The organism is Bradyrhizobium sp. UFLA01-814 (genome assembly GCF_046718885.1).
Taxonomy (GTDB): Bacteria; Pseudomonadota; Alphaproteobacteria; order Rhizobiales; family Xanthobacteraceae; genus Bradyrhizobium; species Bradyrhizobium elkanii.
Genome location: NZ_JAQOSR010000057.1, coordinates 15,634 through 39,820 on the forward strand (window position 1 = coordinate 15,634; position 24,187 = coordinate 39,820).

Genomic DNA, 24,187 nt, shown 5'->3' on the forward strand with positions numbered 1-24,187 from the left:
ACGACAACTTTGGCCCAGATTGGGCGTCAATAAGATCAAGTCGCATGGAAACGCACAGAGCAGGGGAAGGCGGATGCCCGGCCGAAGTTTGCTCGAGAAGATCTGGGACCAGCATGTCATTGCTCGCCTCAGCGAGGATACGGACCTCCTTCATATCGACCGCCATCTGCTGCACGATCTCGGCGGTTCGCGCGGCCTGCTCGATCTGAAGAGCCGGGGCCTCAAGGTCCACAATCCCGAACTGACATTCGCGACGCCGGATCACGCGCTCTCGACGGCGCCGGGCCGCGCCGGAACCAGCAAGATCGGACTGGAATTGCTGGCCGCGCTGCGGGTCGAGACCTCGGCGAGCGGCATCACGCTGTTCGATGTCGATCAGCCCGGCCAGGGTATCGTCCACGTCATCGGTCCGGAACTCGGCTTGAGCCTGCCGGGCGCGACCATCGTTTGCGGCGACAGCCACACCTGCACCCATGGCGGCTTGGGGGCGCTCGCCTTCGGCATCGGATCGAGCGAGCTCACCCATGTGCTGGCGACGCAGGCGCTGATCCAGCGCCGTCCGAAGACGCTGCGCGCGCGCTTCGAGGGCAAGCTGCCGCTCGGCGTCACCGCCAAGGACATGATCCTGGCGCTGATCGGCCATATCGGCGCGGCCGGCGGCACCGGCTATGCGGTCGAATATGCCGGCAGTGCGATCCGCGCGCTGCCGATCGAGGGAAGGCTCACGATCTGCAACCTCTCGATCGAGCTCGGTGCCAAGATGGGCATGGTGGCGCCGGACGAAAAGACGTTCGAATTCCTGCGTGGCCGTCCCTATGCGCCGCAAGGCGAGATGTGGGATCTCGCGGTGAAAGCGTGGCGCGAACTGCCGAGCGATCCCGACGCGGTGTTCGACCGCGAGGTCGTGATCGACGTCGAAAAGATCATTCCGCAAGTGACCTGGGGCATCAGCCCCGAGCACGTCGTCGGCGTCGACGGCGTCATTCCCGATCCGAAGGCGGTCGACGATCCGTTGCGGCGCGCCGCGATCGAGACCGCGCTGGAGTATATGGGCCTGCAAGGCGGGGCGCCGATCGCGGGCACGCCGGTCGACTGGGTGTTCATCGGCTCCTGCACCAATAGCCGGATCAGCGACCTGCGCGCTGCGGCCGAGATTGCGCGCGGCCGCAAGGTCGCGGCCGGGGTCCGCGCCTGGGTGGTGCCGGGCTCCGAGAACGTCAAGCGCGAGGCGGTCGCCGAAGGGCTCGACAAGATCTTCATCGACGCCGGCTTCGAGTGGCGCGAGCCGGGCTGCTCGATGTGCCTTGCCGCCAATGGTGAGGTGGTGGCGCCCGGGCAGCGCTCGGTCTCGACCTCGAACCGCAATTTCGTCGGCCGGCAAGGGCCGCGCGCGCGGACACATCTGGCGAGCCCTGCGAGTGCCGCGGCATCCGCCATTGCCGGCGCGATCGCCGATGTCAGGATGATGGGACGCTAGAGCATGCCAAAACCGTTCGACAAGCTCACCGCAACCGCCGCGCCGATCATGCGCGGCAATATCGATACCGATGTCATCATCCGGATCGAGCGCCTGGTCGGCAACTCGATCCGCGGCACGCTCGGCAAATGGGCGTTCGGCTCGCTGCGTTATCTGCCCGACGGCTCGGAGAATCCGGAATTCATCCTGAACCGCGAGCCGTATCGGGAAGCGGAGATTTTGGTGACCGGGCCGAATTTCGGCTGCGGCTCCTCGCGTGAGGGCGCGGTGTGGTCGCTGCAGGAGCGCGGCATCCGCGCCATCATCGGCTCCGGCTTCGGCGACATCTTCTTCGCCAACTGCTTCCAGAACGGAATCCTGCCCGTCATCGTCGACAAGGCGGTGGTCGATCAGCTTGCCGCCGACATCGAGGCGACGCAAGGCGCGGGCAAGGTCTCGATCGACCTCGAGGCCCAGACCATCGTCTCGCCGTCAGGCGCGCGGCATTCGTTCGAGATCGATCCGCGGCGACGCGAGGGGCTGCTGAAGGGGCTCGACGAGGTGGCGCTGACGCTGCGGCGCGACGACGAGATCCTCGCTTTCCAGGCTTCCGACCGCGCGGCGCGGCCATGGATTCATTCGACTAGGACACCCGCTTCAAGGACATCCGCATGAGCACGCAATCCAACATGGTCAAGGTCGCCGTCGTCGGCGGCGAGGGCATCGGCCCCGAGGTCACCGCGCAGTCGCGCCGCGTGCTCGACTGGTTCGCGGCGAAACGTAACGTGCCGATGACCTTGCGCGAGGCCCAATACGGTCTGATCCCGTATTTGGCGACCGGCAAGGTGCTGCCCGAGGATACCGCCGAGGCGATGGACGAGGCTGACGCCATCCTGTGGGGCGCGACCGGCGGACCGGAGACCACCGAAGTGCCGGCCGCGGCGCGCAAGGCCGGCAGCCTGCTGGGCCTGCGCAGCAAGTACGATCTCTATGCCAACCTAAGGCCTATCATGGCGAGCCCGGCGCTGTCGGCGTCCGCGCCGCTGAAGCCCGAGGTGCTCGACGGCGTCGATTTCGTCATCATCCGCGAACTGACCAGCGGCATCTATTTCGGCGAGCCGCGCGGCATCGAGACGCTGCCCGACGGCCAGCGCCGCGGCTTCAACACCGAGCAATACACCACGAACCAGATCCGCCGCGTGGCGCGCTCGGCCTTCGAACTGGCGCGGACCCGGCGCAACAAGGTCTGCTCGGTCGACAAGGCCAATGTGCTGGAGACCAGCGTGGTGTGGCGCGAGGAGGTGATCAAGCTGCACAAGGAGGAGTTCTCCGATGTCGAGCTGACCCATCTCTATGTCGACAACGCCGCGATGCAGATCGTGCGCGAGCCGCGGCAGTTCGACGTGATGGTGACCGGCAACATCTTCGGCGACATCCTGTCCGACTGCGCGGCGATGGCTTCGGGTTCGCTCGGCATGCTGCCGTCGGCCTCGCTCGGCCCGGTCGATCGCTTCGGCCGGCGCAAGGCGCTCTATGAGCCGGTGCATGGCAGCGCGCCCGACATCGCGGGCAAGGGCATCGCCAATCCGCTCGGCTCGATCCTCAGCGTCGCGATGCTGCTGCGCCTGACGCTGAATCGGCCTGAGGACGCTGACCTGCTCGAGAAGGCGGTGCAGACCGCGCTCGCTTCCGGCGCGCGTACGGCCGATATCGCCGAGGCCGGGGCGAAAACGCTGTCGACCGTGCAGATGGGTGATGCGGTGCTCGGCGCGCTCGACAAGATCTCGGCGAAGGAGCACGCGTGATGGCGCGCCTCGCCATGCCCCACATTTCGAGGCGATCGGCGCTGACGGTCATCGCCGCCGGCGGCGCCGCGCTGGCGGGTGGCCGTGCATGGGCGCAGGCGGCCACGGGCCGCGCGATCTATCCGGTCGCGGTGCCGGTCTATCAGACGCAGTTCGTCGCCGACCGTATCGGCTACTTCAAGGAGGCCGGGCTCGACTGCAAGCTGGTGCAGGGCGGCAGCGGTGTGAAGACCCGCGAGATCATCGCCTCGTCGCAGGGTGACATCGGCATCGGCGACGTCACCCATCCGATGCAGCTGACCAATCACGGTCGCGCCGCGCGCGTGCTGTTGCCGGTCGACACACGGTCGAACTCGGTGATGTTCATTATCCGCAAGGATCTGAAGGACCAGGGCATCAACTCGCTGGAGGCCTTCACGCAATGGAAGCGGCCCGACGGCCGCAAGCCGATCGTCTCGGTTTCCTCGCTCGGCGGCACCAACCATGTCTGGTCGTCATACTACATGGAAACCATGGGGCTTGACGACAAGGTGACCTGGATCGGCACCGGCAATGTCGACACCATGCTGGGATCGCTGAAGTCGAAGCAGGTCGACATTCTCGTCAGTTCGCTGTCGCTGTTGAACGAGGCACAGCAGCAGGGCTGGGGCGAATTGCTGTTCGACGGTACCGATGAGGCGATCTGGAACAAGCATATCGGCGGCAAGGTGCCGGTGACCGCGCATTTCACGCTGCAAGCCACCATCGACAAGGACCCGGCCAAGATGCAGGCCTATGTCACCGCGCTGTGGCGGGCGTCGCAATGGATCAAGACCCACAAGCCGACCGAGGTCTACGACGCCATCGAGCCCTATGTCGGCAGCACCTCGCGCGAGGCCAATCTGCTGGAGATCACGTCGATCCAGAAGGTCGCGGATTATGAGGGCTCGATCGACGCCGCGAGCTTCGCGCGCGGCGAGAAAGTCTGGTTCCGCGAGATGACCGGTATCAAGCCGCTCAAGATCGCCGACGTGGTCAATTCCAACCTGATCGAAGCGGCGCGAAAGGCCTATCCGGGTTGAGCGCGCTCGAGACAAGCGCAACCGTGTCGCCGCGCGCCTCGGCCGATCGTCGCGTCGAGGTCAAGGGTTTGAGCAAGTCGTTCCAGCTTGCCAGGACCACGATCGAGGCGGTCCGCGACGTCACCTTCGACGTCCGCCGCGGCGAGTTCGTCGCGCTGCTTGGGCCGTCGGGCTCCGGCAAGAGCACGGTGCTCAACATGATCGCCTCGCTGATCCGCCCCACCGGCGGCGAGATCCTGATCGACGGCAAGCGCGTTGTCGCCGGCAAGGCGACGCCCAATGTCGGCTATGTCTTCCAGCGCGACACGCTGTTTCCATGGCGGACCGTCGGCGACAATATCGGCTACGGGCTGGAGCTGTCAGGCGTGCCGGCTCACGAACGGAAGGAGCGCATCGCTGAATGCGTTGCGCAAGCGGGCCTGAAGGGATTTGAGAACGCCTATCCGTCGGCGCTGTCGGGCGGCATGCGACAGCGCGCGGCGTTGATGCGCACTTTGATCGTCGAGCCGCAGATTCTCCTGATGGACGAGCCGTTCGGCGCGCTCGACACCCACACCAAGATCGACATGCACGAGGTGCTGCTTCGAATCTGGGAGCGCGAGCAGCAGACCGTGCTGTTCGTGACCCACGACCTCGGCGAAGCTCTGACATTGGCCGACCGCATCATCCTGTTCTCGGCGCGGCCGGGCCGCATCAAGGACATGTTCGAGGTCGACTTCGTGCGTCCGCGCGATGCAGTGAAGGTGCGTGAGACCCCGCATTATGCCGAGTTGTTCCAGCACATCTGGCATTCGCTGGGCGAGGAATTCGTCAAGGGCCGCAGCGCATGAAGAGGTACGGCACGCTCGGCACGGTCGGCTGGCAGGTCCTGATCTGCGCCGTCGTGCTGTCGGTCTGGCAATGGGGCTACGACCTCCGCACCAGACTGCCTTGGCTGGTGCCCGACCTGCTCGATCCCTACTTCATCTCGAAGCCGTCGATGATCTTCGACAACTTCCTGATCCAGAGCTGCCTGACCTCGAAGCTCGGCGTCTTCAACAGCTGGTTCAACGGCGACTTCGGAAAGTGTCTGGCGCGCAACGAGAACAATCTCTGGGCCGCGACCGCCATCACCCTGAAGAATACTTTCTTCGGCTTCGTCACCGGCGTGGTCAGCGGCTTCGTCGCCGGGCTGATCCTGGGACGATCCGACCGGCTGAGCGCGATCTTTCAGCCCTTCATCACCGCGGTGAATTCGATCCCGCGAATCGCGCTGGCGCCGATCATCGTGCTGGCATTCGGGATCGGCGACATGTCGAAGATCGTGACGTCCTGGATCGTCGTCGTGTTTCTGGTGTTCTTCAACACCTTCGAGGGCGCGCGCTCGATCGACGAGGGCTTCACCAATGCCGCGCGGCTACTCGGCGCCAGCGAATGGCAGATCACCCGAACGGTGGTGATCCCCTCGACGATGGCCTGGGTGTTCGCCTCGCTGACGCCTGCGATCTCCTTCGCGCTGATCGGCGTGATCGTCGGCGAGTTCATCGGCGCCGAGCGCGGCATCGGCCGCCTCATCATCGAATCGGAGGCGCGCGGCGAGGCCTCGGGCATGATGGTTGCTGTCGTGGTGCTGATGCTGGTCGGCGTGGTGCTGTCGGCGATCATCTGGCGGCTGCAGGCCTATCTGTTGCGCTGGCAGCGGCAGCGCAGCGCCGATTAGGCCGCGGGCCGTGGCGACGTCGCATTTGCCGCCACGGCCGGGCTGGATCTAGGCTGCATTTTCCGCTGGCGAAGTCTCGCCGTCGAGCCAATCCTGTTCCTTTGCCAGCGCGCGCCAGGCCGCTTCCATTCGCTTGAAGCGCTTGTGGGTCGGCTCGTCGTCGGCACGCTCGGCAAGCTGCGCGCAGTTCTCCGCATTGTCGAGGAAGTGCTGTGACTGTTTCATGGAACGTCCTCCTGTTAGTTAAGGACGTGGGACATCAATTCAGGCTATTCAACGCGTGGAACACGGGTATTTCGCCACACAGATGAATGCTTGTTCAGCGAGTTCCCCGCGCGATGTTTCGCACCGGTGCGTGAGCAACTGCAGCACGTTCGATACAGGAACGGTCCGTCGCACTCGACGTTCCTCCTTCTCATCGCAACTGGAGGAGGAGAGACGGCATGAGGACGTATCTGCTAGCCGCGGCCATAGTGACCGCGATCGCATCGCCTGTGTTCGCCGATGATATCGGTGTCCGCGCAGGTCCCGTCGGCGCGGGTGTAACGGTTGGTCGGGCACCCGAGTATCGCGACCGCGATCGTGATCGCACCACCGTGATCAGGGAGCGTGAGCCGCGCCGTGACCGGACCACGGTCATAAAGAAGCGGGACGAATTCGGCAATCGCAGCAAAACCGTCATCCACAACGACGACGATTGACGCCAACTTCAGGCGATCTTGTGTGAGCATGAACGTCCGTCGCTGACCTCGTCACGGCGGACGTTTGCTTGGTGCTCAGGCCACGGAGCGACGATGGCGGCCGAGACGGAGCTCAAATTCCGCGTTCCTGCGCGCAAGCTCAAGGGACTGAAGAAACCGCGGATCGCCGGCAGCAAAAGCGGCGCACCATCCGAGAGCGATCTCGTCTCGACCTATTTCGACACCGCGAAGCACAAGCTGAAGCGGCATGGACTGACATTGCGCGCGCGGCGGGATGGCGGCAGCTATGTTCAGACGATCAAGTCCGGCGCGGGTCCACAGTTTGAACGGGGCGAATGGGAGACCGACCTTGCGGATGGACACCTCGACCTCGACAAGGCCGAAGGTACACCGCTCGAAAAGCTCGCGTCCGACAGACTGCGTCAGAAGCTGAAGCCGATGTTCGCGACGTCGGTCCGGCGTATTACCGTGCCGCTGCGGACGAAACGCAGCGCGATCGAGCTCGCGATCGACCGCGGCTACACCACGGCCGGGCATCGTTCGCGCCGAATCGACGAGGTCGAACTCGAACTCAAGAGCGGCCGCCCGCTCGACCTGTTCCGGGTCGCCAGGGCGCTGGAGCGGAAGGCGGCGGCGGAGCTCGATCTGCGCTCGAAAGCCGAACATGGCTATGAACTTGCCGATGGCGAGGAGCATGTCGTCGTCTCCGCCGGGGCCATCGTGCTCGACGCCGGGCTTACCGCCGGCGCGGCGTTTCGGGTGATCGCGCGCGCCGCGCTTCGTCACTTCTCGTCGAATGCCGACGCCGTCCGCGAGGGCGAGGCGGAAGGCAGTCACCAGATGCGGGTCGGGTTGCGGCGGCTGCGCGCCGCGATCTCGCTGTTCTCGAAGATCCTCCTCGTAGCCCCGACGGAAGACATCAAGACGCAGCTGAAGTGGCTCACCAGCGCGCTCGCACCGGCGCGCGAGCTTGATGTATTCGTCAAGGAAGATATCGAGCCTGCATCGCATGACGCGCTGCTGCGGCGAGGCGGCAAAGCGATCCGGCAGGATTTCTCCGACCGCCGCGACCGCGCATTTGCCGGCGCTCGGCAGGCGGTCAATTCGCGGCGCTATCGGTCCATGCTGATCGACACGTTGCAATGGATCGAGACAAAGAGGACCATATCCGCGGAGGACGAGGGCGGTCCGATCGAGAAATTCGCCGCCGCGCTGCTGCATCGCCGCGTCAGGAAGCTGCGCAAGGATGGCCGGCGTCTCGACGAGCTGTCGGCCCGGGAGCGGCACAAGGTGCGCATCAAGGCCAAGACGCTCAGATACGCGATCGATTTCTTCGAAAGCCTGTTTTCGCGCAAGGGTGAGCACAGGCAACTCGCGCGGCTCTCCAGGCACCTGAAGCGGGTCCAGGATGCGCTCGGCTCGCTGAACGATTTTGTCGCGCACCGCAAGCTGGCGGTCGATGCGGCGCTGAAGGCCCCGCATCGGAAGGAGCGCGCCAGCGCCTTCGCTTCGGGCGTTGTGCTCGGCCGAGAGGAACAGGCGGTCAAGCCGCTGATCAAGGTTGCGGCCAGGGAAGTGCGAGGACTCGAGAAATTCTGACAAGCGTGTGGCGGCGAACCCCCGGACATCTATGCCGCTGGTGATGCCCCCGATTGCCTTTCCCGCTCGGCGGCTGCGATCTGGCTGCGACATTCCTCCGCGTAGGCACGCAGGCACTCGACCGTCAACGAGTCCATGCCGGTGCGTGCCAGCCGTTCGGCGCGGTCGGCCTGATCTCTGAGATCATTGATGGTCCGGGTCATGTGCGCCTCCATGCCCAGACAATTTGAATCGAATTGCCACGTTCCCCGGCCGATCAGGACGTGGCTAACGGGTGGTTAAGGAGCCGCGATGCTCAGGTCACCGGCGCCGGGTTGAAAAGCGTCAGATCGTTGTGGATGCCCCAGCGGTCCGACCACGGCTTGGTGCGCCCGCTCGCGACGTCAAGGATCAGGCGGAACAGGTCCCAGCCGGTTTCCTCGATTGTCTTCTCGCCGGTGGCGATGCAGCCGGCGTCGAAATCGATCAGGTCCTTCCAGCGCCGTGCCAGCTCGCTGCGGGTCGCGACCTTGATGACCGGGGCTGCGGCCAGGCCATAGGGCGTGCCGCGGCCGGTGGTGAACACCTGCAAGGTCATGCCGGAGGCGAGCTGCAGCGTGCCGCAGATGAAGTCGCTGGCGGGCGTCGCCGCAAACAGCATGCCCTTCTGCCGCGCCTTCTCGCCCGGCGACAGCACGCCCGCGATCGGGCCGGAGCCGGACTTGACGATCGAGCCGAGCGACTTTTCGACGATGTTGGCGAGACCGCCCTTCTTGTTGCCCGGCGTGGTGTTGGCGCTGCGGTCGGCGCCGCCGCGGGCGAGATAGGCGTCGTACCATTCCATCTCGCGGATCAGCGCGCGGCCGACATCCTCGTTGACCGCGCGGCGGGTCAGCAGCTGGATCGCGTCGCGCACCTCGGTCACTTCCGAGAACATCACGGTCGCGCCGGCGCGAACCAGCAAGTCGGCGGCAAAGCCCACCGCGGGGTTCGCGGTCACGCCGGAGAACGCGTCGCTGCCGCCGCATTGCAGGCCGATCACAAGGTCGGCGGCCGGGCAGGTCTCGCGCTTGCGGGCGTTGAGCACCTTCAGCCGGGCCTCGGCCTGGGTCATGATGGCGTCGACGATGGCGCCGAAGCCGTCAAAGGCCTCGTCCTGCATCCGCACGATGGCATCGCCGACGCCCTCCGGCACCAGCCGTTCCGGCGCGAGCTTCTCGCAGCCGAGGCCGACGACGAGGATCTCGCCGCCGAAATTCGGATTGAGCGCGAGATTCTGCAGGGTGCGGATCGGCACCACGGCGTCGGGCGCCGTGATCGCGACGCCGCAGCCATAGGCGTGGGTCAGCGGCACGACGTCGTCGACATTGGGATATTTCGGCAAGAGCTCGGCGCGGATGCGCTTCACCGCGTATTCCATCGTGCCCTTGACGCATTGCACGGAGGAGGAGATGCCGAGGATATTCTTGGTGCCGACCGAGCCGTCGGGGTTGCGGTAGCCCTCGAAAGTGAAGCCCTCGAGCGGCGGCAGCGCCGGCGGCACCGCGGTCGCGATCTCGAGCTGATCGAGCGGCGGGGCCTCAGGCATGCGGATGCGTGCCTCGTCGACCCATTCGCCGGCCAGGATCGGCGACAGCGCCGTGCCGATCACCTCGCCGTAGCGGATGATGGGTGCGCCCTCGGCGATGTCTACCAGCGCGGTCTTGTGGCCCTGCGGCACGAAGGCGCGCAAGGTCAGGCCGCAGGCGAAGCGGGAGCCGGCGGGCAGCCCGAAATCATTCACGACGATCGCGACATTGTCGCGCTCGTTGAGCTTGATGTAGCGGGGCTGCTCCTGCGCGCCGATCGACTGGTCCATCGTGGACTCCTCCTGACGTTGCTTCACCTCTCCCGCTTGCGGGGGAGATCGGATCGCATCGAATAATGCGATCCGGGTGGGGGCTCTCTCCACAGTATGACTCGTGGAGAGAGCTCCCACCCCGACCCTCCCCGCAAGCGGGAGAGGGGGCGCAGCGACGGTGCCGCGCGATCTCATCTCACGAGGTCAACCCGGGAACGTGTAAGCCGTCTTCACCGTGGTGTAGAACTCGCGGGCATAGGCGCCTTGTTCGCGTGCGCCGTAGCTCGAGCCTTTGCGGCCGCCGAACGGGACATGGTAGTCGACGCCGGCGGTCGGCAGGTTGACCATCACCATGCCGGCCTCGCTGTTGCGCTTGTAGTGCGAGGCGTATTTCAGGCTTGACGTGCAGATGCCCGAGGCGAGGCCGAACTCGGTGTCGTTAGAGATCGCCAGCGCCTCTTCATAATCCTTGGCGCGGATCACGCAGGCCACCGGGCCGAAGATCTCCTCGCGCGCGATGCGCATCTGGTTGGTCGCCTCGGTGAACAGCGCCGGCTGCAGATAGAAGCCGGGCGTCTCGCGGTTCAACAGCTCGCCGCCCCAGTGCAAGCGGGCGCCTTCATCCTGGCCGATCTTGATGTAGCGCAGGTCCTGGTCGAGCTGGCTCTGGTCGACGACCGGGCCGACATGTACGCCGCTCTTCAGCGCGTCATCCACCGAGAGCCCCTTCATGCGCTCGGTCATCGCGGCGACGAAGCGATCGTGAATTCCGGCGGTGACGATCAGGCGCGAGGACGCCGTGCAGCGCTGGCCGGTCGAGAAATAGGCGCCGTTGACCGCAACCTCGACCGCGACCTTCACGTCGGCGTCGTCGAGCACGACCAGCGGGTTCTTGCCGCCCATCTCGAGCTGGAACTTCTTCATCGGATTGGAGAGCACGCAGGCCTGCGCGATCTTGCGGCCGGTCTGAACCGAGCCGGTGAAGGAGATCGCGGCGACATCGGGATGATCGAGCAAGGTCTGGCCGACCACCGAGCCCGAGCCGACCACGAGGTTGAAGACGCCCGCCGGAATCCCGGAGCGCGCGATGATCTCGGAGAGCGCATGGGCGGAGCCCGGCACCAGCTCGGCCGGCTTGAACACCACTGAATTGCCGTAGCAGAGCGCCGGCGCGATCTTCCAGGCCGGGATCGCGATCGGGAAATTCCACGGCGTGATCATGCCGACGACGCCGACCGGCTCACGGGTGATCTCGACGTCGAGGCCGGGGCGCACCGATGCGCCCTTCTCGCCCATCAGCCGCAGCGCTTCGCCGGCGAAGAACGCAAAGATCTGTCCGGCGCGCGCCACCTCGCCGATGCCTTCCGGCAGCGTCTTGCCCTCCTCGCGGGCGAGCAGGCGGCCGAGCTCTTCCTTGCGGGAGAGGATTTCCACCGAGATCTTGGTCAGCGCGTCGAAGCGCTCCTGCGGGGTCGAGCGCGCCCAGGCCGGGAATGCGGCCTTCGCGGCAGCGATCGCCTTTTCGGTCTGCGCCTTGTCGGCCTTGGCGTATTCGCCGACGACATCGCCGGTGTTGGAGGGGTTGATGTCCCGCGTGATGCCTGTTCCGTCGACCCATTCGCCGGCGATGAAGTTCTTCTGGTGAGCGGCCATGTTTCCAACCTTTCTTGTTTAGCGCACGAGGCAGGGACGCTTGTCGTCGAAGGTCCACCCCTGGATCAGGAACTGCATGGCCAGCGCGTCGTCGCGGGCGCCGAGACCATGCTGCTTGTATAGCGCGTTCGCGGCCTCGATGGCACCGCGATCGAGCTCGATGCCGAGGCCCGGCCGATCCGGGATCGCGATCTTGCCGCCCTTGATCTGCAGCGGCTGGCGCGTCAACGCCTGGCCGTCCTGCCAGATCCAGTGGGTGTCGATCGCGGTCACCTTGCCGGGCGCGGCGGCGCCGACATGGGTGAACATCGCCAGCGAAATGTCGAAATGGTTGTTGGAGTGCGAGCCCCAGGTCAGGCCGTTGTCGCGGCAGGTCTGCGCCACCCGCACCGAGCCCTGCATAGTCCAGAAATGCGGATCGGCGAGCGGAATGTCGACTGCGCCAAGCCGCAATGCGTGCGAGAGCTGGCGCCAGTCGGTCGCGATCATGTTGGTTGCGGTCGGCAGCCCGGTGGCGCGGCGGAACTCGGCCATGATCTCGCGGCCGGAGAAGCCGGCTTCGGCGCCGCAGGGATCCTCGGCATAGGCCAGCACGCCATGCATGTTGCTGCACAGGCGGATCGCCTCGTCGAGCGACCAGGCGCCGTTCGGGTCGAGCGTGACGCGCGCCTTCGGAAAGCGTTTTGCAATTGCGGTGACGGCCTCGATCTCCGCTTCGCCCGCGAGCACACCGCCCTTGAGCTTGAAATCGGCAAAGCCGTAATGCGCTTGCGTCGCTTCGGCGAGGCGTACGATCGCCTCCGGCGTCATTGCCGCCTGATGGCGCAGATCGAACCAGTCGGGCTTGCCGGTCTCGCCCTCGACATACGGCAAACTGGTCTTCTTGCGATCGCCGACAAAGAACAGATAGCCGAGCGTCTCGACGCTGGCGCGCTGCTGGCCTTCGCCGAGCAGCGCGGCGACCGGGAGATTGAGATGCTGGCCGAGCAGATCGAGCAGGGCGGATTCGACCGCGGTGACCGCATGGATGGTGACGCGGAGGTCAAAGGTCTGCTTGCCGCGGCCGCCGGCGTCGCGATCGGCGAAGGCCTGGCGCATCGAGGCCAGGATGTTGTTGCAGGCGCCGATGCTCTGGCCGACGACGAGGTCGCGGGCGTCCTCGAGCGTCTTCTTGATCTTCTCGCCGCCCGGCACCTCGCCGACGCCGGTGTGGCCGGAGTTGTCGGTGAGGATGACGAGGTTGCGGGTGAAGAACGGCGCATGCGCGCCGCTCAGATTGAGGAGCATGCCGTCGCGGCCGGCGACCGGGATCACCTCCATCGCCGTGACAACAGGTGCGCCGGCAAAGCCGGTGCGGATCGTGTCCTGGATCATCTGCTCCTCCCTTCGTTGTTGGCCGTTCGGCTTATTCTGCCGCCTGCTGCGCGGCGGCCTGCGGCAGCTTGGCCACCAGCGCGGCGAGCTCGGCGGTCTCCTGCGCGGTGAGATCGGTGAGCGGCGGCCGCACCGGGCCGGAATCGCGACCGATCACCTTCATGCCGGCCTTGATGATCGACACCGCATAACCCTTCTTGCGGTTGCGTATCGCGATCAGCGGCAGGATGAAATCCTTCAACCCTGCATGGATGGTTTGATGATCGCGCCGGCGCACCGCGGCGTAGAATTTGGTGGCGAATTCCGGCACGAAGTTGAACACCGCCGACGAATAGGTGGTCACGCCCATGTCGAGATAGGGAAGGGCAAAGGTCTCCGCGGTCGGCAGGCCGCCGATATAGGTCAGGCGATCGCCGAGCCGGGTGTAGACGCGGGTCATCAGCTCGATGTCGCCGATGCCGTCCTTGTAGCCGACGAGGTTCGGGCAGCGCTCGCAGAGGCGCGCCAGCGTATCGGGCTGCAGGATCGCATTGTCGCGGTTGTAGACGATGACGCCGATCTTGACCGATGCGCACACCGCCTCGACATGCGCGGCGAGGCCGTCCTGCTCGGCATGCGTGAGATAGGGCGGCAGCAGCAGCAGACCATCGGCGCCGGCTTTCTCGGCGCCAACCGCGATCTCGCGCGCGATCGCGGTGCCGTAGCCGGTGCCGGCCAGCACGGGAACGCGACCCTTGGTCTCGTCGACCGCGATCTTCACGACGTGCGGAACTTCACTCGGCGTCAGCGAGAAGAACTCGCCGGTGCCGCCGGCGGCGAACAGGCCGGCAACGTCATAGCCGCACAGCCAGTCCATGTTGGCGCGATAGGTCGCCTCGTCGAACGAATAGTCCGCGTTGAACGGAGTCACGGGAAACGACAGGAGGCCGCCACCGATTCTAGCGGCCATTTCCTGAGGGGTCATCTTGCTCATGGCGCCACTCCTTGAATGTTTCTGGGAACGGGATGCGCGAGCAGCGCGCGTCCATGGCGGAATTTCTAGGGAATGCTTCGATGCGCGTCCAAGCCAAACGCGGTATCGAGCGATGCACAATCTGCATCAATCGCCGCGCAGGTGCGGCCCTGCGATTTCGGTTGCGATCTCGATCAATGAAGGCAGCAACTGGTTCTCATGATCGCGCCGCCACACCATGAACAGCTCGACCGGCACGGGTGATCGCAGCTTCAGCGGCTTCAGCTTGACCTCCGCGATCTTCAGGCTGGCGGCCGCTTCCGGCACGATCGCGACGCCGAGCCCGGCGCGCACCATGGCGAGGATCGAATGGATCTGGCTGAGATGCTGCACATAGCGCGGCAGCACGTCGGCGCGCGTGAACATCGACACCAAGAGATCATGGAAGTAGCGCGCCTCATAGGGCGAATACATCACGAAGGGCTGGTCGTCGAAATCCTTGATGCTGACGGTCTCGGCCGCGGCCAGCGGATGCTTCTTCGGGATCGCGGCGAGCAACGGTTCGGCCACGACGCGCCGGCTGGCGAATTCCGGCCGCGCGATCGGCGGGCGCAGCAGGCCGGCATCGATCTGCCCGGTGGTGAGCGCCTCGAACTGATCGCCGGAGACCATCTCTTTCAGCGAAAAATCGACCTCGGGCAGGCGCGAGCGACAGGCCGCGATCAGGTCGGGCAGGAAGCCGTAGGCGGCCGCCGCCGTGAAACCGATCTTGAGCGAGCCGGTCTTGCCGAGCGCGATGCGGCGGGCAACCTGCGAGGCGGATTCCGCGAGCTTGAGGATGCGCCGCGCCTCGGGCAGGAAGCTGCGTCCGGCCGGCGTCAACCGCACCGAGCGGCTGGTGCGTTCCAACAGCGGCGCGTCGATGATGTGCTCGAGCACCTGGATCTGCCGGCTCAGCGGCGGCTGGGTCATGTTGAGCCGCGCCGCGGCGCGGCCGAAGTGCAATTCCTCGGCCACCGTGACAAAGCAGCGGAGCTGGCTCAGGTCGAACATCGATGCTAACCCGGAATGGATCGAACGGGGATTTGTGCGTTCTAGCATCGATGCCTCCCACTGGCCAAGAAGACAAAAAGCAGACAAAGACGGCGGCCGAAGCCGCCGTTTCAGTTTCGAACTGTCAGTCCCTCATGGTGAGGAGCGCCAACGGGTCCGCGCGAAGTGCGGCCCGATGACAGGCTCCGCGCGTCTCGAACCATGAGGCCCCACCTGTGGCCTGCATCCTTCGAGACGCCCGCTGCGCGGGCTCCTCCAGCGACAAAGGCGAAGCCTTTGCGCGGGGATGAGGTGATATGACGGAGCAAAGCGCATCGCCCTCAGGCCGCCTTCAGCTGCACCCGCTTGATCTCGCCGACGATGAACAGATAGGCGATCGCCGCGACCAGCGCGTTGGCGCCGACGAACACCAGCGCGCCGTTGAACGAACCGGTGGCGGCCAGGATGTAGCCGATGATGATCGGCGTCGTGATCGAGGACAAATTGCCGAAGGTGTTGAACAAGCCGCCGGAGACGCCGCCGGCTTCCTTCGGCGAGGTGTCGGAGACGACCGCCCAGCCGAGCGCGCCGATGCCCTTGCCGAAGAAGGCGAGCGCCATGAAGCCGACCACCAGCGCCTGGCCGTCGACGTAGTTGCAGGCGATGATCGACATCGACAGCAGCATGCCGCCGACGATCGGGATCTTGCGCGCCATGGTCAGCGAGCCGGTGCGGCGCAGGATGTAGTCCGAGATCACGCCGCCGAGCACGCCGCCGATGAAGCCGCACAGCGCCGGCAAGGTCGCGACGAAGCCGGCCTGCAGGATCGATAGCCCGCGCTCCTTCACCAGATAGACCGGGAACCAGGTCAGGAAGAAATAGGTCAGGGTGTTGATGCAGTATTGGCCGATATAGACGCCGAGCATCATGCGGTTGGCGAGCAACTGACGGATGTGGTCCCAGCTGGGGCCGCTGTCCTGCGTCTTGCCGGCCTTCGCCGCATCCATGTCGACCAGCGCGCCGCCCTGCTTGATGTAGTCGAACTCGGCCTCGTTGATCGCCGGGTGTTCCTTGGGCTCGTAGATGGTCTTGATCCAGGCAATGCCGATGACGATGCCGAGCGCACCCATCACGTAGAACACATGGCGCCAGCCATGCTCATGGGCGATCCAGCCCATCAGCGGCGCGAAGATCACGGTGGCGAAATACTGCCCCGAATTGAAAAAGGCCGACGCGGTGCCGCGTTCATTGCCGGGGAACCAGGAGGCGACGATGCGGGCATTGGCCGGGAATGACGGCGCCTCGGCGATGCCGACCAGGAAGCGCAGGCCGAACAGCAGGACCACGGCCGTGCCCGCGGACAGGAACCCGACCAGGCCCTGCATCGCGGTGAAGATCGACCAGACGATGATGCTGATCGCATAGACCCATTTGGAGCCGAAGCGGTCGAGCAGCCAGCCGCACGGCACCTGGGCGACCACATAGGACCAGCCGAACGCCGAGAACACGTAGCCCATCGCGACGGGATCGAGATGCAGTTCCTTGGAAAGTGCGGGGCCGGCGATCGAGAGCGTGGCGCGATCGGCATAGTTCACGGTGGTGACGAGAAACAGCATCGTCACGATCAAGAGCCGGACGCGGGATCGCCGCGTGTCTGCGGCGGACACAATTGCGCTCATTAGCGCCTCCTCGAAAATTTCCTCGGGGTCTGTCCTAGAGAGATGACGACAATGGGTCCAAGCCGAAACGGGTATTGATCCATACCGATTTTGAATGGATCGGCCCGGTGCGATGCCACCGTTGCGCGCGGGATGACGGAGACAATGCGCACCGCTCCATCCACGTCATTGCGAGCGAAGCGAAGCAATCCAGCCTGCCGCAAGCGGAGATATGGATTGCTTCGTCGCTATCGCTCCTCGCAATGACGACAATGCAAGTGCGTCACATCCTCGCACGATGACGCCTTGCCAAGATCGACAAATTAATGTACGTTTTGTACAGTTATTGAGGGCGCAGCGTTGCGCCCGGCTGCTCGAGGTCGAATGCTGATGACCACGCCGCGCGACTATGAGGTGTTCGAGGCAGGTGATGTGACGCTGCAGGGCGGTGCCGTGTTTCCGCAACTGAGGCTCGCCTACAAGACCTATGGCACGCCGAGCGCGGCGCGGGACAACGTCATCCTCTATCCGACGTCGTTTGCCGCACAGCACGCCGACATCGAATGGCTGGTGCAGCCGGGCGGCGCGCTCGATCCCGGGCGCTACTTCATCGTCATCGCGAATCTGTTCGGCAATGGCCTGTCCTCCTCGCCGTCGAATTCGGCCGAGGTGCTCGGTGGCGCGCCGTTTCCTGCCTTCACCTATCATGACGCGGTCGCGATCCAGAGGCGGCTGCTGGTCGAGCGGTTCGGCGTGACCAGGCTCGCGCTGGTCTATGGCTGGTCGATGGGCGGCATGCAGGCCTATCACTGGGCCGCGCGGTATCCCGACATGGTCGAGCGCGCAGCCGTGGTTTGCGGCAGCGCGCGGTGCTCGCCGTATAATCATGTGTTCCTCGAAGGTGTGAAGGCCGCGCTGACCGCCGACCCGGCCTACCGGGACGGCCGCTTCGTCACCAAGCCCGCGGCGGGCCTGCGCGCGATGGGGCGCGTCTACGCCGGCTGGGCGATGTCGCATGAGTTCTATCGCGAGGAAGTCTGGCGCGAGGCTGGCTTCAACTCGTTGGAAGACTATCTGGCGGGATCGTGGGACGGTGCCTTCGCGCGGCGCGATGCGAATGATCTGCTGGCGCAGATCGCGATCTGGCAGGCCGGCGATATCAGCCGCTGCGATCAATTCGGCGGCGACTTCGACCGGGCGCTGGCCGCGATCAAGGCGCATATCCTGCTGATGCCGGGTCGTACCGATCGCTATTTCGATCCGCGCGACAACGAGGATGAACTCGGCCGCCTGGTCAACGCGCGCTCGGCCGCGCTGCACGCGATTCCGTCGATCCACGGGCACCGGGCCGGCAATCCCGCCAACAACGCCAAAGACCGCGCCTTCATCAACGCCGAAATCTCGGCGCTGCTGCAACGCTGACAGGTGAGACGACCATGAGCACCGCCGAGACCAGTGACGCCGGACCCCGCCTGAAGCCGCTCAGCCCGCTGACCTTGCGCGATTTGTCGACCAAGTCGAACCTTGCCGGCGCGGTGCGCGCGGCAAGCCATTACGGGATGATCGTCACCGTCGGCGCGCTGATCTTCCTGGTCTCGTCGCGCCATGGCCTGCCATGGGCGCTGCCGCTGATTGCCGTGCAGGGCTACTTCGTCGCGTTCCTGTTCATGGTGGTGCATGAGACCGCGCACAAGACCGCGTTCCGCAGTCCGGCGCTCAATCTTGTCGTCGGCAATCTGTCCGCCTTCATGATCGGACTGCCCTACCAGTACTACTGCCTGTTTCACTGGGATCATCACCGCTACACGCAGGATCCGGAGAAAGACCCGGAGCTGATCGTCGGCCCCAAGCCTGCGTCGGACACCCAGCTGGCGATCGCCTATTCGGGACTGCTGCAGGTGTTGGTTCGCATCCGCCTGATGTTTTGGCATGCATTCACCGGAAAGGTGGTTGTGCCGTGGATTCCGGAGCACAAGCGCGCCTCGATCGTCCTGGAGGCGAGGCTCTATCTCGCGGGCTATCTGCTGTTGCTCGCGGCGTCGTTCGCGCTGCACAGTGCGATCCTGCTCTGGGTGTGGATCGTGCCGCTCCTGGCCGGTCAGCTCATCTTGCGCCCCTATCTCTATGCCGAGCACACCGGTTGCGAGCGGACGCGGAGCGCGTTCGAGAACACGCGCACGACGATGACCGGCAGGATCATGAAATGGTTCGCCTGGAACATGCCTTACCATGTCGAGCACCACGCCTATCCCACGGTGCCGTTCCATGCGCTGCCGAAGCTGAACGCCATCGTCGATGGCCACATCGTGTATCGCGGCAGCAACTACAGGGCCGTCACGCGCGAGACCTGGGCCTGGTTCCGCCGTCAGCGCCAGCGCTCTGCTTGATAGTCAAGCGTCCGCGCGGGGCCGCAGCACCAGATTGACGAGATTGCGGGCGTAGGCCGGCGTCAGCGGCCTGATGCCGAAGACGTAGCGGTAGAACAGGCTGCCATAGATCGCGTCATAGATATCGCCGGGGACGCCCGGCGCGCCGATGCTGCCGTCCTTCTGGCCGGCGGCGATGATCTCCAGCATCCTGCTGCGGCGCAGGCCGAGGTAACGCTCGTAGAACAGTTCCGCCGTGCCGGTCTTCGAGATGCATTCCGAGATCACGGCGAGTTGTACACGGCCGAACTCGCCCTGCAACGCCTCGACATAGGTCGCAACGTGGCGACGGATGCGGGCCACCGGATTGCCCGCCTCAGGCAGCGGCACGGCCCGCGAGGCCTGGTCGAGGAAGGCATCGATTAGCAAGGCTTCGCGCGACGGCCACCATTTGTAGATCGTCATCTTCGAGACGTTGGAATGTCTGGCGATCGCGTCGATGGTGGTCGCGGCGAGGCCGGTCGTCGCCATCAGCTGATAGGCGCCTTCCAGGATCGCGGCCGTGGTCGCGGCGGAGCGCGGCCGCCCGCGCCGCCCCGTTGCCGCTTCCTCCGTCTCCGTCTTGCCGCTGGCCATGGCCGGACTTCGCGTCCTGCGTCTTTCAATCATTGCGTTACATGCGGGCATAGCATGAAATCGCGCTCGGTTTCAGATCGTCGCCGTCGCTGATAGTGTACAACGCGCAAGCCAAAGCTTACGTGCGGCACATTGCCCTCGCTCTGTCCAGCTCAGCCGCCGATCGAACAGGAGTGTCCCCGTGAAGGCCGTCTACAGTGATCTGCACCGCAGCCATGATCCGCAATTCTTCCTGGTCCGCGGTGTGGTCCAGCGTACCACCGAACAGCCCGAGCGCGCCGACCGCCTGCTGGCTGGCCTGAAGGCCGGCAAGCACACGCTGATCGAGCCGACCAGGTTCGGGCAGGGGCCGCGGGCGCGCGTGCACAGTCCGGAATATCTGAGCTTTCTCGCGGACGCGTGGGACGAATGGTCGGCGCTCGGCAATGCCGGACCGGAGATGATCGCGAACATCCACCCGGTGCGCAATGCCGGCACGTACCCCGCTCATATCGTCGGCAAGCTCGGCTGGCACACGATGGACACCGCGGCCCCGATCGGTCCCGGCACCTGGGCCGGCGCCTGCGCCTCGAGCGACGTCGCGGTCACCGCCGCGCAGATGGTGCTCGACGGCGAGGATGCCGTCTACGCGCTGTGCCGCCCGCCCGGCCATCACGCCTATCGCGACCTCGCCGGCGGCTTCTGCTTCCTCAACAACAGCGCGATTGCGGCCGAGCATCTGCGCCAGAAGCATGAGCGCGTCGCGATCCTCGACGTCGACGTGCATCACGGCAACGGCACGCAGGGCATCTTCTATGAGCGGCCGGATGTCTTCACCGTCTCGATCCACGCCGATCCGTCGTTCTTCTATCCCTTCGTCTGGGGCTATGCGCATGAGCGCGGCGCCGGAGGCGGCCTCGGCACCAATCTCAACATTCCCCTCGCCAAGGGCACCGGTGACGACGACTACATGAAGGCGCTTGCAGCGGCGGAGAAGGCGATCCGCTCCTTCGCCCCGACCGCGCTCGTGGTCGCGCTCGGTCTCGACGCCTCCGAGAAGGACCCGCTTGCCGGCCTCGCCGTCACCACCGACGGCTTCCGCCGCATCGGCGAGGGGCTGGCCCGATTCGGGTTGCCGACGGTGCTGGTGCAGGAGGGCGGCTATCTCTCCGACATCCTCGGCGCCAATCTGACGGCGGTGCTCGGCGGGTTTGAGGCCGCACGGTAGCGCAATTTCGGGCGAGGCGGTGACCGGTCCGCGCGAACAAAGCCCGTCAAAACAGGAATCTGGAGCATCGACCTTGATTGATCAAAGCCGATGCCTCGGCCGCGAGGCGCGCAACAGAGCGTCGTGGACTTGCGTGTCCGCAACCAAAATCACATCATGCCGTTGGTATTCTGCGCTGGCTTATGATTCTGCCTGGCGGCGTCAGCCGGCCAGGTGGACAGCAACGCGAGGACGGCCATGAGTGACCTGCTTCGCATCGCCATCGTCGGCTTTGGCGAGATCGCGTGCCGGCAGCACGTGCCTGCGATCGCGAAGACGTCAGGCGTGGCTCTCGTTGCGGTGGCCGATCCCGTCAAGACCCCGCCCGGCCTGCCGCATTTCCGCGATTTGCAGGAGTTGTTGCGCGACGGGCCGGAGATCGACGCGGTCGCGCTGTGTACGCCACCGCAGCTGCGCCATGCGCAGGCCGCCGCCGCGCTCGCGTCGGGCAAGCATGTGCTGCTGGAGAAGCCGCCGGGCGCGACGTTGAGCGAACTCACGCCGCTGATCGCGGCCGCGCAGGAGGCGGGCCGGACATTGTTTGCCGCATGGCATTCACGCTATGCGGCCGCGGTCGGTCCTGCGCGGCAATTGCTCGCGAGACGCACCATCAACAAGGTGACCATCATCTGGAAGGAAGACGTGCGCGTCTGGCACCCGGGCCAGGCCTGGATCTTCGAGGCGGGTGGCTTCGGCGTGTTCGATCCCGGCATCAACGCGCTGTCGATCCTGACCGAGATCCTGCCGCGTGCGGTCTTTGTCAGGAGCGCGACGTTGGACTTTCCCTCCAATCGGGAGGCGCCGATTGCGGCAGAGATCGAACTCTCCGACGCGAGCGGCTTGCCGATCCACGCCGAATTCGATTTCCGCCAGACCGGATCGCCGAGCTGGGACATCCTGTGCGAGACCGAGGCCGGGCCTGTGACGCTGTCGAAAGGTGGAAGGCAGCTGCGCGATGGCAGCAGGCTGGTGGTCGATGCGCCAGATGAGGAATATCCCGCGCTGTACCGCCGTTTCGTCGCGCTGACCTCGGAAGGAAAATCCGATGTCGACCTCGCGCCCTTGCGGCTTGTTGCCGATAGCTTCATGCTGGGGCGACGGCGCCTCGTCGAGGCGTTCGAGGACTGACAATGACATCAGCCAAAATCGGTTGCGCGCCCTTCGGCAAATTGCCCGACGGTACCGTGGTCGAGCGCGTGACGCTGCGCGGCGAACACGGCTTTGAGGCCGCCATCCTTCCCTTCGGCGCCACGCTGCAGGCGCTGCTCGCGCCGGATCGTGACGGGCATTGCGACGACATCGTGCTCGGCCACGACGAACTCGACGGCTATCTCGCACAGCGCAAATTCTTCGGTGCGACGATCGGCCGTTACGCCAACCGGATCGCCGGCGCGCGCTTCGTGCTCGACGGGGAGACCATGCAGCTTGAGGCCAACAATTGCCCCAACGCGCTGCATGGCGGCCTGCAGGGCTTTGATCGCAAGCTGTGGCGGATCGCCGAACTATCGGATGATCCGGAGCCGACGCTGGTGCTGGCGCGCGAGAGCTCGCATGGCGAGGAGGGCTATCCCGGCAACCTTCAGACGCGGGTGACCTACAGCGTGTGCAGTCCGATGGAGCTCTCGGTCACCTACGAGGCGACGACCGACCGGCCGACCTGCCTCAACCTCACCAATCACAGTTTCTTCAATCTCGAGGGCGCGCGCTCGGGCATGCAGATCCTCGATCACCGGCTGACGATCGCCTCCGACCATTTCCTCGCTGTGGACGCCACCGCGATCCCGTTACAGGGCCCGCCGCGGCCGGTCGACGGCACGCCGTTCGACTTCCGCAAGCCCACGGCGATCGGCGCGCGGATCAGGATGAATGACGAGCAGCTGCGGCTCGGGCGCGGCTATGACCACAATTTCTGCCTGGCCAAGGGGACGGGTCTTCGTCTGGCTGCGCGCCTCGAGGCGCCGCACGGCGGCCGCGTGATGGAGCTGTTCACCGATCAGCCGGGACTGCAGTTCTATTCCGGCAATTTCCTCGACGGCTCGACCGCCGGCAAGGGCGGTCGTCTGTACCGGCAATCCGACGCGCTCTGTCTCGAGCCGCATGCCTGGCCGGATACGCCGAACCGGCCCGACTTTCCGTCGGCGCGGCTCGATCCGGGGCAGCTCTATCGGCGCAGCATCGTCTACCGCTTCTCAACCGTGTGAGTGACACCATGACCGACCGTGCCGCCGAGCCGCTGATGGAAGAGGTGCCGACATCGGTGCTGTCGGCAGAGCGTTGCCATCTCGGCGAAGGTCCGACCTATGATGCGGCGACCGACACCGCCTGGTGGTTCGATATCCGCGAGCGCCGGCTGTTCGAGCATCGATTTGCAGGTGGCCGCACCGTCATTCACGAACTGCCGAAAATGGCGAGTGCATTGGCGCGGATCGACGGCGAGCGGCAGCTGATCCTTGCCGAAGATGGACTTTATGTACGGCACGTTGCCGACGGCCGCCTGCAGCTGTTCGCCGCGCTGGAGGCCGACAATCCGCTGACGCGCTCCAACGATGCGCGTGTGCATCCGTCGGGCACGTTCTGGCTCGGCACCATGGGACGCCATGCCGAGCAGGGTGCCGGCGCGATCTATGCGCTGCACCGGGGCCGCATCGTGCGGCTGTATCCCGGGATTACCATCCCGAATGCGATCTGCTTTTCGCCCGCGGGCGACATCGGCTATTTCGCCGATACCGCGACCAACGTGCTGCATCGCGTGCCGCTCGATCCATCAACAGGACTGCCGGTCGGCGAAGCCACCGAATTGATCAGGCATCGAGGCAGCGGCGGGCTCGACGGCGCGATCGTCGATGCCGACGGGATGATCTGGAACGCGCGCTGGGGCGGCGGTTGCGTCGACGTTTACGATCCGACCGGCCGGCATCTGCGTTCGCTGCGCGTACCGGCGAGGCAATCGAGCTGCCCGGCATTCGTCGGCCGCGACTTCTCTCGCGTGCTGGTCACCTCGGCCTGGCAGGACATGGATGAGGCGCAGCGTTCGGCCGATCCCGAGCATGGCAGGACGTTCCTGCTCGAGGCCGCCGCGCGCGGTCGGGCCGAGCCTGACGTCAAGTTATCCTGACGGTTGGGTGCCGCG

General features: G+C 65.5%; 23 protein-coding genes. 14 read left to right on the forward strand and 9 right to left on the reverse strand.

The window, feature by feature from the left end; genetic code table 11:
• Positions 1–73 precede the first annotated feature (73 nt).
• The 6 genes from leuC to PMN64_RS18975 are packed head-to-tail and all read left to right on the forward strand — an operon-like array spanning position 74 to position 6,021.
• Positions 74–1,477, forward strand: a complete 1,404-nt coding sequence (leuC, locus tag PMN64_RS18950) for a 3-isopropylmalate dehydratase large subunit (protein ID WP_028338514.1) — start codon at positions 74–76, stop codon at positions 1,475–1,477.
• Between the two features lie 3 nt (positions 1,478–1,480).
• On the forward strand, positions 1,481–2,131 hold the full coding sequence (gene leuD, locus PMN64_RS18955) for a 3-isopropylmalate dehydratase small subunit (protein WP_028338515.1): 651 nt from the start codon (positions 1,481–1,483) through the stop codon (positions 2,129–2,131).
• Positions 2,128–3,261, forward strand: a complete 1,134-nt coding sequence (gene leuB / locus PMN64_RS18960) for a 3-isopropylmalate dehydrogenase (protein ID WP_028338516.1) — start codon at positions 2,128–2,130, stop codon at positions 3,259–3,261. Before leuD ends, leuB begins: the two co-directional genes overlap by 4 nt.
• Complete coding sequence (locus PMN64_RS18965) at positions 3,261–4,322, forward strand: ABC transporter substrate-binding protein (protein ID WP_028338517.1); 1,062 nt, start codon at positions 3,261–3,263, stop codon at positions 4,320–4,322. Before leuB ends, PMN64_RS18965 begins: the two co-directional genes overlap by 1 nt.
• The gene (locus tag PMN64_RS18970; RefSeq protein WP_411781718.1) at positions 4,319–5,152 is read left to right on the forward strand and encodes an ABC transporter ATP-binding protein; all 834 of its coding nucleotides are present in this window, start codon (positions 4,319–4,321) and stop codon (positions 5,150–5,152) included. Before PMN64_RS18965 ends, PMN64_RS18970 begins: the two co-directional genes overlap by 4 nt.
• Positions 5,149–6,021, forward strand: a complete 873-nt coding sequence (locus PMN64_RS18975; RefSeq protein WP_411781719.1) for an ABC transporter permease — start codon at positions 5,149–5,151, stop codon at positions 6,019–6,021. Before PMN64_RS18970 ends, PMN64_RS18975 begins: the two co-directional genes overlap by 4 nt.
• A gap of 48 nt (positions 6,022–6,069) precedes the next feature.
• Here PMN64_RS18975 and PMN64_RS18980 read toward each other — a convergent pair whose 3' ends face one another.
• Entirely contained in the window at positions 6,070–6,246 is a 177-nt protein-coding gene (locus tag PMN64_RS18980; protein WP_162832403.1) for a hypothetical protein, read from the reverse strand.
• 218 nt (positions 6,247–6,464) lie between these two features.
• On the opposite strand from PMN64_RS18980, the gene PMN64_RS18985 reads away from it, so the two are divergent.
• Both PMN64_RS18985 and PMN64_RS18990 read left to right on the forward strand, forming a co-directional pair.
• Positions 6,465–6,722 carry a hypothetical protein gene (locus tag PMN64_RS18985; RefSeq protein ID WP_028338520.1) on the forward strand — a complete coding sequence of 86 codons (258 nt, stop codon included), beginning with the start codon at positions 6,465–6,467 and terminating at the stop codon, positions 6,720–6,722.
• Positions 6,723–6,815: 93 nt separating this feature from the next.
• The gene (locus PMN64_RS18990) at positions 6,816–8,321 is read left to right on the forward strand and encodes a CHAD domain-containing protein (protein ID WP_411781720.1); all 1,506 of its coding nucleotides are present in this window, start codon (positions 6,816–6,818) and stop codon (positions 8,319–8,321) included.
• A 29-nt stretch (positions 8,322–8,350) separates the two neighbouring features.
• On the opposite strand, the gene PMN64_RS18995 is transcribed toward PMN64_RS18990, so the two are convergent.
• From PMN64_RS18995 to PMN64_RS19025, 7 genes are all read right to left on the reverse strand, one after another.
• Entirely contained in the window at positions 8,351–8,524 is a 174-nt protein-coding gene (locus PMN64_RS18995; RefSeq protein ID WP_411781721.1) for a hypothetical protein, read from the reverse strand.
• Between the two features lie 92 nt (positions 8,525–8,616).
• Positions 8,617–10,158 carry a galactarate dehydratase gene (gene garD / locus PMN64_RS19000; protein WP_411781722.1) on the reverse strand — a complete coding sequence of 514 codons (1,542 nt, stop codon included), beginning with the start codon at positions 10,156–10,158 and terminating at the stop codon, positions 8,617–8,619.
• A gap of 186 nt (positions 10,159–10,344) precedes the next feature.
• Positions 10,345–11,793 carry an aldehyde dehydrogenase family protein gene (locus tag PMN64_RS19005; protein ID WP_411781723.1) on the reverse strand — a complete coding sequence of 483 codons (1,449 nt, stop codon included), beginning with the start codon at positions 11,791–11,793 and terminating at the stop codon, positions 10,345–10,347.
• 18 nt (positions 11,794–11,811) lie between these two features.
• Positions 11,812–13,167: a glucarate dehydratase gene (gene gudD / locus PMN64_RS19010; RefSeq protein WP_411781724.1), complete on the reverse strand. Its 1,356-nt coding sequence runs from the start codon at positions 13,165–13,167 to the stop codon at positions 11,812–11,814.
• Positions 13,168–13,198: 31 nt separating this feature from the next.
• On the reverse strand, positions 13,199–14,140 hold the full coding sequence (kdgD, locus tag PMN64_RS19015; RefSeq protein ID WP_212060499.1) for a 5-dehydro-4-deoxyglucarate dehydratase: 942 nt from the start codon (positions 14,138–14,140) through the stop codon (positions 13,199–13,201).
• Positions 14,141–14,266: 126 nt separating this feature from the next.
• Complete coding sequence (locus tag PMN64_RS19020; protein ID WP_411781736.1) at positions 14,267–15,172, reverse strand: LysR substrate-binding domain-containing protein; 906 nt, start codon at positions 15,170–15,172, stop codon at positions 14,267–14,269.
• A gap of 320 nt (positions 15,173–15,492) precedes the next feature.
• Entirely contained in the window at positions 15,493–16,830 is a 1,338-nt protein-coding gene (locus PMN64_RS19025; RefSeq protein ID WP_411781725.1) for an MFS transporter, read from the reverse strand.
• 369 nt (positions 16,831–17,199) lie between these two features.
• Between PMN64_RS19025 and PMN64_RS19030 the strand changes: the two genes are divergently transcribed.
• Entirely contained in the window at positions 17,200–18,231 is a 1,032-nt protein-coding gene (locus PMN64_RS19030) for an alpha/beta fold hydrolase (protein WP_411781737.1), read from the forward strand.
• 14 nt (positions 18,232–18,245) lie between these two features.
• Positions 18,246–19,196, forward strand: coding sequence for a fatty acid desaturase (locus PMN64_RS19035; protein WP_411781726.1), 951 nt, complete (start codon positions 18,246–18,248; stop codon positions 19,194–19,196).
• A gap of 3 nt (positions 19,197–19,199) precedes the next feature.
• On the opposite strand, the gene PMN64_RS19040 is transcribed toward PMN64_RS19035, so the two are convergent.
• Positions 19,200–19,811 (reverse strand): TetR/AcrR family transcriptional regulator, encoded by a 612-nt coding sequence (locus tag PMN64_RS19040; protein ID WP_304496979.1) that lies wholly within the window; start codon positions 19,809–19,811, stop codon positions 19,200–19,202.
• Between the two features lie 181 nt (positions 19,812–19,992).
• Between PMN64_RS19040 and PMN64_RS19045 the strand changes: the two genes are divergently transcribed.
• The 4 genes from PMN64_RS19045 to PMN64_RS19060 all read left to right on the forward strand — a co-directional run bounded on the left by PMN64_RS19045 (position 19,993) and on the right by PMN64_RS19060 (position 24,172).
• A complete protein-coding gene (locus PMN64_RS19045; protein ID WP_092089641.1) occupies positions 19,993–21,018 on the forward strand; it encodes a histone deacetylase family protein in 1,026 nt (341 codons plus the stop codon).
• Between the two features lie 237 nt (positions 21,019–21,255).
• Positions 21,256–22,185 carry a Gfo/Idh/MocA family protein gene (locus PMN64_RS19050; protein WP_411781727.1) on the forward strand — a complete coding sequence of 310 codons (930 nt, stop codon included), beginning with the start codon at positions 21,256–21,258 and terminating at the stop codon, positions 22,183–22,185.
• A gap of 2 nt (positions 22,186–22,187) precedes the next feature.
• On the forward strand, positions 22,188–23,258 hold the full coding sequence (locus PMN64_RS19055; RefSeq protein ID WP_411781728.1) for an aldose epimerase family protein: 1,071 nt from the start codon (positions 22,188–22,190) through the stop codon (positions 23,256–23,258).
• 35 nt (positions 23,259–23,293) lie between these two features.
• On the forward strand, positions 23,294–24,172 hold the full coding sequence (locus PMN64_RS19060; protein ID WP_411781738.1) for an SMP-30/gluconolactonase/LRE family protein: 879 nt from the start codon (positions 23,294–23,296) through the stop codon (positions 24,170–24,172).
• Positions 24,173–24,187: the final 15 nt, after the last annotated feature.